This is a genomic window from Pseudomonas sp. Arb-4-2C, from assembly GCF_055755015.1.
The window spans coordinates 5,288,220-5,304,661 of the sequence record NZ_CM146899.1; the positions used below are offsets into that span (position 1 = coordinate 5,288,220).

General features: G+C 61.3%; 13 protein-coding genes. 3 read left to right on the forward strand and 10 right to left on the reverse strand.

The genetic code is table 11. The features are described from left to right. Positions 1-31 precede the first annotated feature (31 nt). The 8 genes from fdhA to AC0J41_RS24105 all read right to left on the reverse strand — a co-directional run bounded on the left by fdhA (position 32) and on the right by AC0J41_RS24105 (position 10,088). Entirely contained in the window at positions 32-1,231 is a 1,200-nt protein-coding gene (gene fdhA, locus AC0J41_RS24070) for a formaldehyde dehydrogenase, glutathione-independent (RefSeq protein ID WP_007962594.1), read from the reverse strand. A 205-nt stretch (positions 1,232-1,436) separates the two neighbouring features. After that, positions 1,437-2,294, reverse strand: coding sequence for a formyltetrahydrofolate deformylase (gene purU, locus AC0J41_RS24075; protein ID WP_025108559.1), 858 nt, complete (start codon positions 2,292-2,294; stop codon positions 1,437-1,439). Between the two features lie 138 nt (positions 2,295-2,432). Further along, positions 2,433-3,065 carry a sarcosine oxidase subunit gamma gene (locus tag AC0J41_RS24080; RefSeq protein WP_025108558.1) on the reverse strand — a complete coding sequence of 211 codons (633 nt, stop codon included), beginning with the start codon at positions 3,063-3,065 and terminating at the stop codon, positions 2,433-2,435. Positions 3,066-3,209: 144 nt separating this feature from the next. Then, positions 3,210-6,227 carry a sarcosine oxidase subunit alpha gene (locus AC0J41_RS24085; RefSeq protein ID WP_473013777.1) on the reverse strand — a complete coding sequence of 1,006 codons (3,018 nt, stop codon included), beginning with the start codon at positions 6,225-6,227 and terminating at the stop codon, positions 3,210-3,212. Further along, complete coding sequence (locus AC0J41_RS24090) at positions 6,224-6,553, reverse strand: sarcosine oxidase subunit delta (protein WP_473013778.1); 330 nt, start codon at positions 6,551-6,553, stop codon at positions 6,224-6,226. Before AC0J41_RS24090 ends, AC0J41_RS24085 begins: the two co-directional genes overlap by 4 nt. A 14-nt stretch (positions 6,554-6,567) precedes the next feature. Next, entirely contained in the window at positions 6,568-7,818 is a 1,251-nt protein-coding gene (locus AC0J41_RS24095; RefSeq protein ID WP_003206307.1) for a sarcosine oxidase subunit beta, read from the reverse strand. Between the two features lie 20 nt (positions 7,819-7,838). Further along, positions 7,839-9,092, reverse strand: coding sequence for a serine hydroxymethyltransferase (gene glyA, locus AC0J41_RS24100; RefSeq protein ID WP_003228965.1), 1,254 nt, complete (start codon positions 9,090-9,092; stop codon positions 7,839-7,841). A gap of 285 nt (positions 9,093-9,377) precedes the next feature. Further along, a complete protein-coding gene (locus AC0J41_RS24105) occupies positions 9,378-10,088 on the reverse strand; it encodes a TraX family protein (RefSeq protein WP_473013779.1) in 711 nt (236 codons plus the stop codon). Positions 10,089-10,214: 126 nt separating this feature from the next. On the opposite strand from AC0J41_RS24105, the gene AC0J41_RS24110 reads away from it, so the two are divergent. Both AC0J41_RS24110 and AC0J41_RS24115 read left to right on the forward strand, forming a co-directional pair. Then, positions 10,215-11,255 (forward strand): threonine aldolase family protein, encoded by a 1,041-nt coding sequence (locus tag AC0J41_RS24110; RefSeq protein ID WP_025108555.1) that lies wholly within the window; start codon positions 10,215-10,217, stop codon positions 11,253-11,255. Positions 11,256-11,463: 208 nt separating this feature from the next. After that, a complete protein-coding gene (locus AC0J41_RS24115; protein ID WP_473013780.1) occupies positions 11,464-12,288 on the forward strand; it encodes an SDR family oxidoreductase in 825 nt (274 codons plus the stop codon). Positions 12,289-12,409: 121 nt separating this feature from the next. On the opposite strand, the gene gbcB is transcribed toward AC0J41_RS24115, so the two are convergent. Further along, on the reverse strand, positions 12,410-13,510 hold the full coding sequence (gene gbcB / locus AC0J41_RS24120; protein WP_025108553.1) for a glycine-betaine demethylase subunit GbcB: 1,101 nt from the start codon (positions 13,508-13,510) through the stop codon (positions 12,410-12,412). Between the two features lie 283 nt (positions 13,511-13,793). On the opposite strand from gbcB, the gene gbcA reads away from it, so the two are divergent. Next, positions 13,794-15,089, forward strand: coding sequence for a glycine-betaine demethylase subunit GbcA (gbcA, locus tag AC0J41_RS24125; RefSeq protein WP_473013781.1), 1,296 nt, complete (start codon positions 13,794-13,796; stop codon positions 15,087-15,089). Positions 15,090-15,192: 103 nt separating this feature from the next. Here the strand turns inward: gbcA and AC0J41_RS24130 are convergent, their stop codons facing one another. Beyond that, entirely contained in the window at positions 15,193-16,437 is a 1,245-nt protein-coding gene (locus AC0J41_RS24130; protein ID WP_473013782.1) for a metallophosphoesterase family protein, read from the reverse strand. Between the last annotated feature and the right edge of the window lie 5 nt (positions 16,438-16,442).

Consider the following 16,442-nt stretch of genomic DNA (forward strand, 5'->3'; position numbering starts at 1 on the left):
AAAGGGCGACCCGTGGGTCGCCCTTTTTTACTTACGCCGCACTGAACAACCGATGCGGATCAATCACAAACTTCTTCGGCACGCCAGCATCGAACTCGCCGTAACCTTCCGGCGCCTGATCAAGGCTGATGACCTGCACGCCCACCACTTCGGCAATGTTGATGCGGTCCCACATGATGGCCTGCATCAGCTGGCGGTTGTACTTCATCACCGGGGTCTGGCCGGTGTGAAAGCTGTGGGATTTAGCCCAACCGAGGCCGAAGCGAATGCTCAGGCTGCCCATTTTTGCGGCGGCGTCCACGGCGCCCGGGTCCTCGGTCACGTACAGCCCCGGGATACCGATCTTGCCCGCCACACGCACCACGCCCATCAGCGAGTTGAGCACGGTGGCCGGGGCTTCTGATTTCACTCCGTCATGACCGTGGCCACGGGCCTCGAAGCCCACGCAATCCACCGCGCAATCAACTTCCGGTTCGCCCAGCAATGCGGCGATCTGTTCATGCAAAGGCGTGTCTTTGGACAGATCGACCACTTCAAAACCCTGGGCCTTGGCGTGCGCCAGGCGGATGGTGTTGACGTCACCGATGATCACCACCGCAGCGCCCAGCAGACGCGCCGAAGCAGCAGCGGCCAGACCGACCGGGCCGGCGCCCGCAATGTAAACGGTGCTGCCTGGGCCAACGCCCGCAGTGACCGCGCCGTGATAACCGGTCGGCAGGATGTCGGAGAGGCAGGTCAGGTCACGGATTTTCTCCATGGCCTTGTCGCGGTCCGGCAGTTTCAGCAGGTTGAAGTCAGCGTACGGCACCAGCACGTATTCGGCCTGGCCGCCGGTCCAGTCGCCCATGTCGACGTAACCGTAGGCACCGCCGGCACGGGCCGGGTTGACGGTCAGGCAGACACCGGTGTGCTGCTCCTTGCAGGAACGGCAGCGCCCGCAAGCCACGTTGAACGGTACGGAGACCAGGTCGCCGATTTTCAGGTTCTCGACGTCGGAACCCTTTTCGATCACTTCGCCGGTGATTTCATGGCCCAGCACCAGACCGGTCTGCGCCGTGGTACGGCCACGCACCATGTGCTGGTCGGAGCCACAAATGTTGGTGGACACCACACGCAGGATGACACCGTGCTCGATCTTCCTGCCGCGCGGGTCCTGCATTTTCGGATAGTCGATTTTCTGTACTTCGACCTTGCCAGCGCCGAGATACACCACACCACGATTGCCAGACATGCTTTCACCTCGCTGTTGTTTTTATGGAACCGCGTTGCCCAGGCAGGCAGCGCGTTAAGTGCTCGGGTTTTGCTTGTTGGTTTTGCGTTGTCAGTTATGGCCCCCTCGCGAGCAAGCCCGCTCCCACAGGGGATTTGTGTTGAAACAAAGATCTCTGTCACACCTGAGATCAAACTGTGGGAGCGGGCTTGCTCGCGAAAGCGATCTAAAGAACGACCGTGCGATTAGCGTTGAGAAACACCCTCCGCTCAATGTGATACCCAACGGCCCGGGCCAGGGTCAGGCCTTCAATATCGCGCCCCTTGGCAATCAGATCCTCGGGGTAATGACTGTGATCCACCGCCTCGACGCCCTGGGCAATAATCGGCCCTTCATCGAGATCGTTGTTGATGTAATGCGCCGTGGCGCCCACCAGTTTCACGCCTTTGTTGTAGGCCTGGTGATACGGCTTGGCCCCCTTGAACCCCGGCAGCAACGAGTGGTGAATGTTGATCGCCTTGCCGTCGAGCTTGCGGCACAACTCCGGCGACAGCACCTGCATGTAGCGGGCGAGGATCACCAGTTCGGCGCCGGAATCTTCGATCACCTGCCACACCTGACGCTCCTGCGACGGCTTGTCGTTGGGGTCGAGGGGGAAGTGGTAGTAGGGAATCTGGTGCCAGTCGGCCAGCGGCTTGAGGTCCGGGTGATTGGACACCACCGCCGCCACGTCCATCGACAACTGGCCGATGCGCTGGCGATAGAGCAAATCGTTGAGGCAGTGATCGGCCTTGGAGACCATGATCACCACTTTCGGCCGATAGTTCGGCGCGGTCAGTTCGAAGATCATGCCGAAGGCCTGTCCGCGTTCGGCCAAGCCTGCACGGAAGGATTGTTCGTCGAAGCCGTCAGGCTGACGGAACTCCACGCGAATGAAGAAGCGGCCCGAGAGCCGGTCATCGAACGAGTGGTGCTCGGTGACGTAGCAACCCTGCTCGAACAGAAAACGCGTCACCGCGTCCACGGTGCCGAGGACGCTGGGGCAGTCGGCGGTCAGAATCCATGTGTCTGGGGCGCGGCTCATGGTGCGGTGACTCCTGTTCTGTGTTCGGGGTGTCAGGGGGATTTTTTCCCCTCACCCTAGCCCCCTTGGGGGAGAGGGTTGGGGTGAGGGGGCAAAATTCTCAGGCCCTACACGCAAGCTAGCTCGACGCAATTCACCTCAAGCCTGGACGCTAAGCCCGTATTCGGCGGACGCATCCTGCAGCCACAGCCACCAGTAATCCGAGAAGCTGCGACGAATCAGCAATTCCCAGGTGTCTTCCGCCGTATGGCGAATCATCAGCTGCGACTTGGCGAACACCGTGCCGACTGCTTTACCGACCGGAAAGCTGTTCGGGTGCACGTCGTAGCTGGTGGATTTCATCAGCACCTGACGCACGTTCGGCCCGCTCAGTTCGAGCACTTGCTGGCCGCCGCTGACGTTGACGATCGCGATGTGCAGATCGCCCAGCGCTTCACGCAGTTTCTGCTCGGCGGCGAACTCTTCACCGCTCGGCACGATCAGCAGCCACTCGTCCGGGCCCATCCATTGCAGGCTGGTTTCGCCTTTGACGATCACGCTCAGCGCGCCGGGCAACTCAATGCCCAGGGCCTTGTGCACGCCAGCGGCGAAGGCGGCATCGTGGCCATCGCCACGAATGGTCAGGTGACCGAGGAGTTTCTTTTCACGCACGATCACGCCGGCGTTCTTGCGTCCCTTGCCGACCAGGCTGGCGAGGTCGGCATGGTGCAGCGACGATTCGGCACGGGCACCGGTGGTCGGGCGTTGTTGGTACACGTTGGCTGTGGTCATAAAGCACCTTTGCTGAATTCTGTTGGTTCCTGCGGTGGCGGCTCTACCGCTTTCGCGAGCAGGCTCGCTCCCACAGGGGAACGCGGTCGAATGTGGGAGCGAGCCTGCTCGCGAATAGCCGCCCGCCCACAGTTCTTGAGGCCATCAAATGTTCTGCCGATCACCCTTCGGATCGAAGAACACCGAAGAAACAATCTCCGCCTCGATCACGCTGCCATCGGCCAGCGGTGCAAACACCCGCTCGCCCATGCGCTTCAGACCGCCCTTGACCACCCCCATGGCAAACGAATAACCAAGGGAGTTGTGCGCGTAACTGGAGGTGACGTGGCCGACCATGGTCATCGGGATCGCCTGCTTGGTGTTGAACACCAGTTGCGCACCTTCCGGCAGCCACACGTTCGGATCGATCGGCTTCAAGCCCACCAGTTGTTTACGCTGATCACGCACACAGTCTTCACGGTTCATGCCGCGCTGGCCGACCCACGAGAACGGTTTGGTGCGCCCCACACACCAGCCCATGTTCAGATCGTCCGGGGTCATCGAGCCGTCAGTGTCCTGACCGACGATGATGAAACCCTTCTCGGCGCGCAGCACGTGCATGGTTTCGGTGCCATATGGCGTCAGGTTGAAGGCCTTCCCTGCCTCAACAATCTTCTCCAACACACCCATCGCGTAGTCGGCCTGCACGTTGACTTCGTACGACAGCTCACCGGTGAACGAGATGCGGAACACCCGTGCCGGCACACCGCCAACCAGACCTTCTTTCCAGGTCATGAACGGGAAGGCTTCGTTGCTCAGGTCGATATCCGTCACAGCGCTGAGCAGCTTGCGGCTATTCGGGCCGGACAGGGTCATGGTTGCCCAGTGGTCGGTGACAGAGGTGAAGTAGACCTTCATGTCCGGCCATTCGGTCTGGTGGTACAGCTCCAGCCATTGCAGTACGCGAGCTGCGCCGCCGGTGGTGGTGGTCATGACGAAATGGTTGTCGGCCAGGCACGCCGTCACACCGTCATCGAAGACCATGCCGTCTTCTTTGCACATCAGGCCATAGCGGGCCTTGCCCACGTCGAGCTTGGTCCAGGCGTTGGTGTACACGCGGTTAAGGAACTCGCGGGCATCCGGGCCTTGAATGTCGATCTTGCCCAGGGTCGAGGCGTCGAGCAGGCCGACGCTGTCGCGCACAGCCTTGCATTCGCGCTTGACTGCTGCATGCAGGTCTTCGCCGTTTTTCGGGAAGTACCAAGGACGCTTCCACTGACCGACGTCTTCGAATTCGGCGCCGTTCTTCACATGCCAGGCATGCAGCGCGGTGTGACGCACCGGTTCGAAGATGTGCCCGCAATGACGCCCGGCCACAGCGCCGAAGGTCACCGGCGTGTAGTTCGGGCGGAACATCGTGGTGCCCATCTGCGGGATGGTCACGTTCAGCGAACGGGCGGCAATCGCCAGGCCGTTGACGTTGCCAAGCTTGCCCTGATCGGTGCCGAAGCCCAGCGCGGTGTAACGTTTGACGTGTTCGACCGACTCGAAACCTTCGCGGGTCGCCAGTTCGATGGCGGCGGCGGTGACGTCGTTCTGCAGGTCGACGAATTGTTTCGGCGCACGCGAGGTGCCCTTCTCATGCGGCACCTGGAACAGCGCCAGGGTCGCTTCTTCGAGACGGCTCAGCGCTTTGGGCAGCGTACCTTCAACCACACCGAAACCGGCTTCACTGGCAGCGCGTGCGCCACCTTCGAAACCATCGGCCAGCGAATCACCGAGGCCGTAAACGCCATTGATGCCGCCGACACACACGCGCTTCTGCGGTGCTTCGCCCGGTACGAAACCGAGGATGTCTTCACGCCAGGTCGGCTTGCCGCCGAGGTGCGATGCCAAGTGAACGACCGGGCTGTAACCACCGGAACTGGCGATCACGTCGCAGTCGAGCCACTCGCCCGGACTGGTCACGGCATGTGCTTTGACATCAATTGCGGCGACGCGGGCAGCGGTAACGCGTTTGCTGCCACGGGCTTCGATCACGGCGCTGCCGGTGAGGATGCGGATACCTTTGGCGCGGGCTTCTTCCACCAGCGCACCACGCGGGTTGCTGCGCGCATCAGCGATGGCCACCACTTGCAGACTGGCGTCGAGCCAATCGAGTGCCACGCGGTAGGCGTGATCGTTGTTGGTGGTCAGCACCAGTTTCTTGCCCGGCGCCACGCCGTAACGGCGTACGTAAGTCGAGACCGCACCGGCGAGCATGTTGCCCGGCACGTCGTTGTTGCCGTAGACCAGCGGACGTTCGTGCGCACCGGTCGCCAACACCACACGCTTGGCGCGAACGCGGTGGATGCGCTGACGCACCTGGCCGATTGGCGCGCGGTCACCGAGGTGATCGGTGAGGCGTTCGTGAATGGTCAGGAAGTTGTGGTCGTGGTAGCCGTTGACCGTGGCGCGCGGCAACAGCAGCACGTCCGGGGTGTTCTTCAATTCAGCGATGACGCTGGCAACCCACTCCACCGCCGGTTTGCCGTCGAGGCTTTCGCGGGAATCAAGCAGGCTGCCGCCGAACTCCTCTTGCTCATCGGCAAGAATCACCCGGGCACCGCTGCGCGCAGCGGCCAGGGCAGCCGCCAGACCGGCAGGGCCGGCGCCGACGATCAGCACGTCGCAGTGCTGGTTCATGTAGTCGTAGGTGTCCGGATCGACTTCGGTCGGCGAGCGGCCCAGGCCGGCAGCCTTGCGAATGTACTTCTCGTAAGTCATCCAGAACGATTGCGGGTACATGAAGGTTTTGTAGTAGAAACCCGGTGGCATCAGCTTGCCGCCGACCTTGCCGAGAATGCCCATCATGTCGTTGTTGACGCTCGGCCAGCCGTTGGTGCTGGTGGCGACCAAACCTTGATACAGCGCCTGTTGCGTGGCGCGCACGTTGGGAATCTGCGTGGCTTCGGTCGCACCGATCTGCAGCACCGCGTTCGGCTCTTCGGCGCCAGCGGCGAAGATCCCGCGAGGACGCGAATACTTGAAGCTGCGGCCGATGATGTCGACGCCGTTGGCGATCAGCGCCGAGGCCAGCGAGTCGCCCTCGAAGCCTTTGTAGTTCTGACCGTTGAAGGTGAAGCTCAGCACTTTGTTGCGGTCGATCCGTCCACCGTTGGACAGGCGATTGGTCTGGCTCATACCTTCTCTCCCAGCGCCGGCGTGGCTGTTTTCGCAGTGTCAGCCTTGTCGGTGAATTGCGGCTTGGTGCCGATCTTGTAGGTTTCGAGAATCTCGTAGGTCACGGTGTCGCGGGTGACGTTGAAGTACTGGCGGCAACCGGCGACGTGATCCCACAGCTCGTGGTGCAGACCGCGCGGGTTGTCGCGGAAAAACATGTAGTCGCCCCACTCTTCATCAGTGCAGGCGCCAGGGTCGAGCGGGCGCGGAATGTGCGCCTGACCGGATGCGTGGAATTCCTCTTCGGAGCGCAGTTCGCCGCAGTGAGGACAGAAGATATGCAACATGGGGATTTCTCCTGTTAGTGGGCGACGGCAGCAGCGCCGTGTTCGTCGATGAGTGCGCCGTTGTGGAAACGGTCGATGGAGAACGGTGCAGCCAATGGGTGCATTTCACCCTTGGCCAGGCTTGCGGCAAACACGTTGCCCGAGCCAGGTGTGGCCTTGAAGCCACCGGTGCCCCAACCGCAGTTGAAGAACATGTTCGGTACCGGGGTTTTCGAAATGATCGGGCAAGCGTCCGGGGTGGTGTCGACGATGCCGCCCCACTGGCGGTTCATGCGTACGCGCGACAGCACCGGGAACATCTCGACGATGGCCTGGATGGTGTGCTCGATCACCGGGTACGAACCGCGCTGGCCGTAGCCGTTGTAGCCGTCGATACCGGCGCCGATCACCAGGTCGCCCTTGTCGGACTGGCTGATGTAACCGTGCACGGCGTTGGACATGATCACGCTGTCGATAATCGGTTTGATCGGCTCGGACACCAGCGCCTGCAGCGGGTGGGATTCGATCGGCAGACGGAAACCGGCGAGTTTGGCCATGTGCCCGGAGTTACCGGCGGTGACCACGCCGACGCGCTTGGCGCCGATGAAACCCTTGTTGGTCTCAACACCGATGCACACACCGTTTTCCTTACGGAAACCGATCACTTCAGTCTGCTGGATCAAGTCCACGCCCAAGGCGTCGGCGGCACGGGCAAAGCCCCAGGCCACGGCATCGTGACGAGCGACGCCGCCGCGACGCTGAACGGTTGCGCCCATCACCGGGTAACGGGTGTTTTTCGAGCAGTCGAGGTACGGAATTTCGTCAGCCACTTGCTTGGCATTGAGCAGCTCGCCGTCGACGCCGTTGAGGCGGTTGGCGCTGACCCGACGCTCGGAATCACGGATGTCCTGCAGGGTGTGGCACAGGTTGTAGACGCCGCGCTGGGAGAACATCACGTTGTAGTTCAGGTCCTGGGACAGGCCTTCCCAGAGTTTCATCGCGTGTTCGTAGAGGTGCGCCGACTCGTCCCACAGGTAGTTGGAACGCACGATGGTGGTGTTGCGCGCGGTGTTACCGCCGCCCAGCCAGCCTTTCTCGACCACGGCCACGTTGGTGATGCCGTGTTCCTTGGCCAGGTAGTAGGCGGTTGCCAGACCGTGCCCGCCACCGCCGACGATGACCACGTCGTAGACCTTCTTCGGCGTGGGCGTGCGCCACATGCGCTGCCAGTTTTCGTGGTGGCTGAGGGAGTGTTTGAAGAGGCCGAAGCCCGAATAGCGTTGCATAGTCATTTACTCCAAACCGCTCAGCGATAAACCGGGTAGTCGGCGCACAGTGCCGCGACGTTCTTGGCCACATTCGCTTCAACATCGGCGTCACCGAGGTTGTCGAGGATGTCGCAGATCCAGCCGGCCAGCACTTCGCACTGGGCAACCTTGAAGCCACGCGTGGTGACTGCCGGGGTGCCGATGCGCAGGCCCGAGGTCACGAACGGCGACTGCGGGTCGTTCGGCACAGCGTTCTTGTTGACGGTGATGTGCGCGCGGCCAAGGGCGGCGTCGGCGTCTTTACCGGTCAGGCCCTGACGGATCAGGCTGACCAGGAACAGGTGGTTGTCGGTACCGCCGGACACTACATCGTAGCCACGTTTGATAAACACGCTGGCCATGGCCTTGGCGTTGTCGATCACTTGTTGCTGATAAGCCTTGAAGCCTGGCTCCAGCGCTTCCTTGAAGCACACCGCTTTACCGGCGATGACGTGCATCAGCGGGCCGCCCTGAGCGCCGGGGAATACCGCCGCGTTGAGCTTCTTCTCGATCTCTTCGTTGGACTTGGCCAGGATCAGCCCGCCACGCGGACCACGCAGGGTCTTGTGAGTCGTGGTGGTGACCACGTCGGCGTACGGCAGCGGGTTCGGGTACAGACCGGCGGCCACCAGACCGGCCACGTGGGCCATGTCGACGAACAGCAATGCGCCAACCTTGTCGGCGATCTGCCGGAAGCGCGGGAAGTCCAGGGTCTTGGAGTAGGCGGAGAAACCGGCGACGATCATCTTCGGCTTGCACTCGACGGCCAGACGCTCGACTTCGTCGTAATCGATCAAACCGGTGTCGGTGTTGATGCCGTACTGCACCGCGTTGTACAGCTTGCCCGAGGACGACACTTTGGCGCCGTGGGTCAGGTGACCGCCGTGGGCCAGGCTCATGCCGAGGATGGTGTCGCCCGGCTGGATCAGCGCCAGGTACACGGCACTGTTGGCCGACGAACCGGAGTGCGGCTGGACGTTGGCGTAATCGGCGCCGAACAGTTGCTTGGCGCGCTCGATGGCCAGCGCTTCGACTTTATCCACATGCTCGCAGCCGCCGTAGTAGCGCTTGCCCGGATAACCTTCGGCGTATTTGTTGGTCAGGCCGCTGCCTTGCGCTTCCATGACGCGTTTGCTGGTGTAGTTTTCCGACGCGATCAGCTCGATGTGATCTTCCTGACGTTGCTCCTCGGCATTCATCGCCGCCAGCAGTGCATCGTCGTAACCCTGGATCTGGTCTTGCTTGCTGAACATCGCGTCTCTCCCGGCGGCGTCGGTGCGCCATTTTGTCTTGGTCAGGCCGCGGTCTTGCGACAGTGCCCTTTGATGCGATGGTATGACCGGCGCAGACAGCTCAAATGCCTACGGACGCCACGCAAAGGTGCGTTTACGACATGGTTCGAAATGGCTTGCCCGACACATTCATCGAATCGGCGCAGATCCCCTGTGGGAGCGGGCTTGCTCGCGAAGGCGGATTGTCATTCACCCTCTCCGTTGACTGAACCACCGCTTTCGCGAGCAAGCCCGCTCCCACAGGGGTTATGTGAAGAGCTGGCGGATGGCAAGCAGCAAGAGGAAATGCGCGGGATAGAGTGCGTAGGCCCAACGGCGCATGGGCGGCGGATGGAGAGACCTGGCGTGTCGCAACAAGAACAGCCCGAGCATTGGCGCAATCAGACATGCCGCGATGCCGAACACCGCCACGTAGTTGCCGAACTGCGCCGCCTCATACAGCACCTGCCACTGATTGCCCGCCAGACACACGAGCCCCGGCAGCAGACTGAAATACCAGCGCCGACCAATCACCAGCAGCAACGCCAGCGGCAACAGCACACCCGACACGCCGAACATCAGCCACTGCGAAAACAGCGCCGCCAGCACCAAGGCACCGACGCCCAACAGTCGCGACAGCAGCGTGCGATCCTGCCAGCCCCGCGCCACCAGCAACCCCAGCGCCAGCGTGGGCATCACGTTCAAGGTGTCTGGATCAGGAATGTACCAGCGGTAGGGAATCTCGCTGACTGCACTGAACAGCAGCAGCCAGCCCAGATAGCGCCATTGCGTTTTCTGCGCGCCGGCACGCGCGAGATTCGCCGCCATCGCCAGACAGAACCACGGGAAGGCCATCCGCCCCGGAACATACAGCCAATCGGCGCTGATCCCGACATATCGCAGGTGATCGAGCAGCATGCTCAACAACGCCAGCCACTTGAGCAAATCCAGCGCGCCGTCGCGTTTAGTCACGTGCATAATCGGGTCGCCAACTGGTAATTTTCTGACAGCGACATCCCGTGTGCTCCCCGGAAGATCTTCGGTAAAGTGCGCACCATCATTGACCACGAGCCTTCACAAGAGTCTCGACCACGGAAGCCGGCCATGACCGACAAGAGCCAACAATTCGCCAGCGACAACTACTCCGGTATCTGCCCTGAAGCCTGGGCTGCCATGGAACAGGCCAACCACGGCCACCAGCGCGCCTATGGTGACGATGAGTGGACCGCACGCGCGTCCGATCATTTCCGCAAACTGTTCGAAACCGACTGCGAGGTGTTCTTCGCCTTCAACGGCACCGCCGCCAACTCGCTGGCGCTGTCGTCGCTGTGCCAGAGTTACCACAGCGTGATCTGCTCGGAAACCGCCCACGTCGAAACCGACGAATGCGGCGCGCCGGAATTCTTCTCCAACGGTTCGAAACTGCTGATCGCCGGCACCGAAAACGGCAAGATCACCCCGCAGTCGATCCGTGAAGTCGCGCTCAAACGCCAGGACATCCACTATCCCAAACCACGCGTTGTAACGCTGACCCAGGCCACTGAAGTCGGCAGCGTCTACACCCCGGAAGAAGTCCGCGCCATCAGCGCCACCTGCAAGGAACTGGGCCTGCACCTGCACATGGACGGCGCGCGTTTCTCCAACGCCTGCGCCTTCCTCGGCTGCTCGCCGGCCGACCTGACCTGGAAGGCCGGCGTCGATGTGCTGTGCTTCGGCGGCACGAAAAACGGCATGGCGGTGGGTGAGGCCATTCTGTTCTTCAACCACAAACTGGCTGAAGACTTCGACTACCGCTGCAAGCAGGCCGGACAACTGGCGTCGAAAATGCGCTTCCTGTCGGCGCCATGGGTCGGCATTCTCGAAAACGACGCCTGGCTCAAATACGCCCGTCACGCCAACCACTGCGCGCAACTGCTGGCCGAGCTGGTCAGCGACATTCCGGGCGTCGAACTGATGTTCCCGGTGCAGGCCAACGGCGTGTTCCTGCAACTGTCGGAGCCGGCCATCGCCGCCCTGACCGCGAAGCAGTGGCGCTTCTACACCTTCATCGGCAAGGGCGGCGCACGCTTCATGTGCTCGTGGGACACCGAAGAAGAACGCGTGCGCGAACTGGCCCGCGACATCCGCGAAGTCATGTCCGCCTGATAGCTCCCCTCCCCTGCGGGAGCGAGCCTGCTCGCGAAGAGGCCGGCGCATCCGACATAGAACTCGGCTGACAGACCGCTTTCGCGAGCAGGCTCGCTCCCACAAAAGCTCGCCCAATCCAATCGCCCCTCCTCGTTCGCACCTGAAGACTTCGTCTACATTGTCTGTCGAGCCCTCCGCTCACATAACAATAAGCAGGAGCATCGGCATGTCGTTACAAGGCAAAACCCTGTTCATCACCGGCGCCAGCCGTGGCATTGGCCGTGAGATTGCGCTGCGGGCCGCAAAGGACGGGGCCAATATCGTCATCGCCGCCAAGAGCGCCGAACCCCACGCCAAATTACCCGGCACCATCCACAGCGTCGCCGCCGAAGTCGAAGCGGCGGGCGGCACAGCGTTGGCATTGCAACTGGATGTGCGTGATGAAGACGCCGTGCGCCAGGCACTCGCGCAAGCCAACGAACACTTCGGCGGTATCGACGCATTGGTGAACAACGCCGGAGCGATCAAGCTCACCGGCGTGCAACACATCGAACTCAAGCGTTTCGACCTGATGCACCAGATCAACACCCGCGCGGTGCTGCTGTGCAGCCAGGCCGCCCTGCCCTATCTGAAGAAATCCGCCGGGCACATCCTCAACCTGTCGCCGCCGCTGAATCTGGCGAGCAAGTGGTTCGCGCAGTACAGCCCGTATACGGTGACCAAGTACGGCATGAGCATGCTGACGGTGGGCATGAGCGAGGAATTCGCCAGTTACGGGATCAGCGTCAACTCACTGTGGCCGCAGACGATGATTGCCACGGCGGCGATCGAGTTTCAGCTGGGCAATCGCGATTCATTCAAGCATGCACGTTCGCCTTCGATCATGGCGGACGCGGCGCATGTGATTTTGACTAGCCGCCAACGGCAGATCACCGGGCGGTTGCTTATCGACGAAGAAATTTTGCGCGAGCACGGTGTGGCGCAGTTCGAACACTACCGCTTCGAGCCGGGCAGCACTGCAACCCTGATGCCCGACTTGTTTATCGACTGAAAATACATCCCCCTGTGGGAGCGGGCTTGCTCGCGAAGGCGTCGGATCAGTCAATATCAACGTTGAATGACACACCGCTTTCGCGAGCAAGCCCGCTCCCACATTGGGTTTGTGCAAAACCTTAGAATTCGATTCTGACGTCGCCCTTCGGCACACTGCAGCACGACAAGATAAACCCTTCAGCCTCGTCGTCCTCGGTAATCCCGCCGTTGTGCTCCATCTCCACTTCGCCGCCCAGCTTCAGTACCTTGCACGTCCCGCAAATCCCCATGCCGCAGGCTTTCGGGATCATCAGGCCGAGCTTGGCAGCCGCCGCATGCACGGTCTCGCCCGGGGCTACGCGGATGCTCTTGCCGGACGCGGTAAATTCGACCTGATGCAGATCCGCCGCATCGATTTCCGGGGCATCGGCTGCCTGCTCGGCCTGCTCCACCGCATCGGCACGGGCTTCCGGTGGCGTAGCACCGAAAGATTCCTCGTGGTAACGGCTCATGTCGTAACCGGCGACTTCCAGCAGGCGCTTGACCGCGTTCATGTACGGCGTCGGGCCGCAGCAGAACACTTCGCGCTCAAGGAAGTCGGGCACCATCAGTTCGAGCATCTTGTGATTGAGGTAGCCACGGTAGCCGGCCCACGGCTCGCCCAGCCCGTGTTTCTCGCAGATCAGGTGCAGGCTGAAGTTGTCGATCCGCGACGCCATGTGTTCCAGCTCGCGGTGGTAAATGATGTCTTTCGGCGAGCGCGCGCTGTGGATAAAGGTCATGTCGACGTTGGCGTTGGTGTCGTAGAACCAGCGCGCCATCGACATGCACGGGGTGATCCCCACGCCGCCGCTCAGATAAAGCACTTTCGGGCTCGGGAAGTCGATGGCGTTGAACAGTCCTACCGGCCCGTGCACCGCCAGCTCCTGCCCTTCATGAAGAGTGTCGTGCAACCAGTTGGAGACCTTGCCCCCCGGTACGCGCTTGATGGTCACCGAGAAGCTGTAAGGCACCGACGGCGAACTGGAAATCGTGTACGAGCGCATGATCGGTTGGCCTTCGATTTCCAGCTCCAGGGTCACGAACTGGCCGGGCTTGAAGAAGAACAGGATCGGCTGATCCGCCATGAAGCAGAAGGTGCGCACGTCCCAGGTTTCCTGGATGACTTTGACGCAACGGACGATGTGTCGGCCATTGGCCCAGGTCTGGGTGGTGACCGGATTCAGGAAGCTGTTGGACATGCTGTTCTCCACGGCCGACTGTCGGCCTTCATGTGGCGATTCTGCGTATAGCGCAGACCGCCCGTTTACCTATCCGCGACATCGGCATACTTATCGCGACCAGCCCCCAACCACCGGGGGTTGCGCGTCGGGAACAGATTGCACCATGTCGCCCATGGATAAGGTTCCGGGCAGCGCCGGCCCCACACTCGCCCCACACCAAGACAGATTCTTTACACCTTGCGTAGCACAACCGTATTAGCCACTTTCGCCGGCCACGCAGATGGCCATGAGGATCACATCGATGGACGTCACCGCAAAAATCAGCCTGGGCGATCCGCTGGAACCCGCACGCAAGGCCACCGCACAAATGCTCCAGGAGCGCGAGCGCACCTTTTCGCTGCCGCAACCGTTCTACAGCGACGAGCGGCTGTTCGATATCGACATGCAGGAGATCTTCCAGAAAGAATGGCTGATCGCCGGCATGACCTGCGAGATCCCGGCCAAAGGCAACTACCTGACGCTGCAGATCGGCAAGAACCCGATCATCGTGATCCGTGGTGCCGAAGGCGTGGTGCATGCGTTTCACAACGTCTGCCGGCACCGCGGTTCGCGCCTGTGCACCAGCGACAAGGGCAAGGTCGCCAAACTGGTCTGCCACTACCACCAGTGGACGTACGAGCTGGACGGTCGCCTGCTGTTCGCCGGCACCGAAATGGGCGCCGACTTCGACATGAAGCAGTACGGCCTCAAACCAGTGAACGTGAAGACCGCCGGCGGCTACATCTTCATCAGCCTGGCGGAAAATCCGCCGGCCATCGATGACTTCCTGTCGACGCTGAACCACTACATGGAACCGTACGATATGGAGAACACCAAGGTGGCGATCACCACCACCTTGATGGAAAAGGCCAACTGGAAACTGGTGCTGGAAAACAACCGCGAGTGCTACCACTGCAGCGCGTCGCACCCGGAACTGCTGAAAACCCTGCTGGAGTGGGACGACGTCACCGACCCGCGCGCCGATCAGGCATTCAAGGATCACGTCGCCGCCTCTGCTGCCGCCTGGGAAGCCGAGAAGATCCCTTACGCCCACGCCAGTTTCGGCCTGCGTAACCGCATCGTGCGCATGCCGCTGCTCAAGGGCACCGTGTCGATGACCCTCGATGGCAAACAGGGCTGCGCGAAACTGATGGGCCGCATCAAGAATCCGGACCTCGGTTCGATGCGCATCCTGCACCTGCCACACTCTTGGAACCACTGCATGGGCGACCACATCATCGTCTTCACCGTGTGGCCGATCAGCGCGCAGGAAACCATGGTCACCACCAAATGGCTGGTGCACAAGGACGCGGTCGAAGGCGTGGACTACGACGTCGAGCGCATGCGTCAGGTGTGGGATGCGACCAACGATCAGGACCGTCGTCTGGCTGAAGAGAACCAGCGCGGGATCAACTCGACGGCTTACCAGCCGGGGCCGTACTCCAAGACCTATGAGTTTGGCGTGGTCAACTTCGTCGACTGGTACAGCGAGCGTCTGTTGAGCAACCTTGGAGCCGAACCTGCGCCGTACCTCAAAGGCGTCCCCGTCCAGGGCTAAAAGCAAAGGCAAAAAGCTTCGCGAGCAGGCTCACTCCTACAGGGGAACGCATTCCAACTGTAGGAGTGAGCCTGCTCGCGATGGCGTCCTCACATTCACCCAATTATTTGGATGACCACCTCACACTGCCATCCTCGCCAATAAACTCCTCAAAAATCTCCTCCCCCACCAACCTGATTTTCGCGTACCCGTTCAACACCCGCAGCGGATAGTCCGGGTCTTTTGCATCCTGAGTCTCCGAAAACAATATCCGCGAATGCCCGTTCAGCTCGCTGGTGGTGCCATAGGGAATCGCTCCGTGCCCGGCGCAGCGCGCGTGCAAACCGCCCTGGGTCGCGTAGACGATGCCGTTGTGCAGATGCCCCCAGTACCAGTAATCCGGCTCGCGCCCCAATGCATCGCACACCGGCTGGTACAGCGCGGTCTTGTTGTGCCCGGTAATATCGAAGCCCTGATGGTGGCTCAGCACCATGAGTTTCTTGCGTTTCGGCAAGCCTTTCATCCACTCGATCTGCGGCTTGTTCAGCGTACCGTCCATGTACAGATTCATGACATCCGAGGCGTACGCCGTGTCCAGTCCGACAATCAGCCAGTCGTCGTTGATCAGGGCAAAGTAGCTGGTGCCCTGCTGCCCCGGAAAACGCGCGGCCAGCTCCTTGAAATAACCGTGGGCGCCGCTGTACATCTCGTGATTGGAATTGAGGGTGAACGAACCGTGGGTGCCCATCGGCCAGCCGGCCATGTCGGTGTCTTCCTGAGAATGCGTACCGGCGTAATAGACATCCCCCAGGTGAATGGTGAAATCGGCGTTGGCCAGCTGCATCTGGTTGGCCACCGACACCGCCGGCGCATGGCTGTTGAACGGCCCCGTGCCCCAGTCCCCGGCAATCGCCAGCGTCACGTCGCGATCCATTTGCACCACCGCCGGGTCAGTACCGAAGGTCGCGTGATGACGCAGGTTTTCGATCCACTTGAGCAGTGCTTCACTCCACAGCAGATCCAGCAGTTCCCACTTGCGACATCCCAACAACGTGCCGTCCTTGAGCACCGTGGTCTGCAGTTGATCGGGTGATTGCGGCAAGGGGGTCGCGTTGCCGATCCGCAGGATCGACAAACCGTGGGACAACTCCCACGGCACGGCCGGCTCGTCGTCCGGCAACTCGCCGTGCTTGAGCACGTACTGCGCCTGATCGTGACCGCGCTGGAGCAACTTGATGATGGCCTGAAACTCCTCGGGTTCCAGTTCGCTGATGAGCTTCATCCAGGCCATTTCCACCCGCGTGAACAGACCGTGCAGACGTACTTTGACCTTGTCGATTTCATGCTTGAGATGAGCGACTGCTGACATGACGA

Excerpts from the sequence above, each read along its gene's own strand:
- fdhA (WP_007962594.1), bottom strand. The coding sequence starts at position 1,231 with ATGTCTGGCAATCGTGGTGTGGTGTATCTCGGCGCTGGCAAGGTCGAA.
- purU (WP_025108559.1), bottom strand. The coding sequence starts at position 2,294 with ATGAGCCGCGCCCCAGACACATGGATTCTGACCGCCGACTGCCCCAGC.
- AC0J41_RS24080 (WP_025108558.1), bottom strand. The coding sequence starts at position 3,065 with ATGACCACAGCCAACGTGTACCAACAACGCCCGACCACCGGTGCCCGT.
- AC0J41_RS24085 (WP_473013777.1), bottom strand. The coding sequence starts at position 6,227 with ATGAGCCAGACCAATCGCCTGTCCAACGGTGGACGGATCGACCGCAAC.
- AC0J41_RS24090 (WP_473013778.1), bottom strand. The coding sequence starts at position 6,553 with ATGTTGCATATCTTCTGTCCTCACTGCGGCGAACTGCGCTCCGAAGAG.
- AC0J41_RS24095 (WP_003206307.1), bottom strand. The coding sequence starts at position 7,818 with ATGCAACGCTATTCGGGCTTCGGCCTCTTCAAACACTCCCTCAGCCAC.
- glyA (WP_003228965.1), bottom strand. The coding sequence starts at position 9,092 with ATGTTCAGCAAGCAAGACCAGATCCAGGGTTACGACGATGCACTGCTG.
- AC0J41_RS24105 (WP_473013779.1), bottom strand. The coding sequence starts at position 10,088 with ATGCACGTGACTAAACGCGACGGCGCGCTGGATTTGCTCAAGTGGCTG.
- AC0J41_RS24110 (WP_025108555.1), top strand. The coding sequence starts at position 10,215 with ATGACCGACAAGAGCCAACAATTCGCCAGCGACAACTACTCCGGTATC.
- AC0J41_RS24115 (WP_473013780.1), top strand. The coding sequence starts at position 11,464 with ATGTCGTTACAAGGCAAAACCCTGTTCATCACCGGCGCCAGCCGTGGC.
- gbcB (WP_025108553.1), bottom strand. The coding sequence starts at position 13,510 with ATGTCCAACAGCTTCCTGAATCCGGTCACCACCCAGACCTGGGCCAAT.
- gbcA (WP_473013781.1), top strand. The coding sequence starts at position 13,794 with ATGGACGTCACCGCAAAAATCAGCCTGGGCGATCCGCTGGAACCCGCA.
- AC0J41_RS24130 (WP_473013782.1), bottom strand. The coding sequence starts at position 16,437 with ATGTCAGCAGTCGCTCATCTCAAGCATGAAATCGACAAGGTCAAAGTA.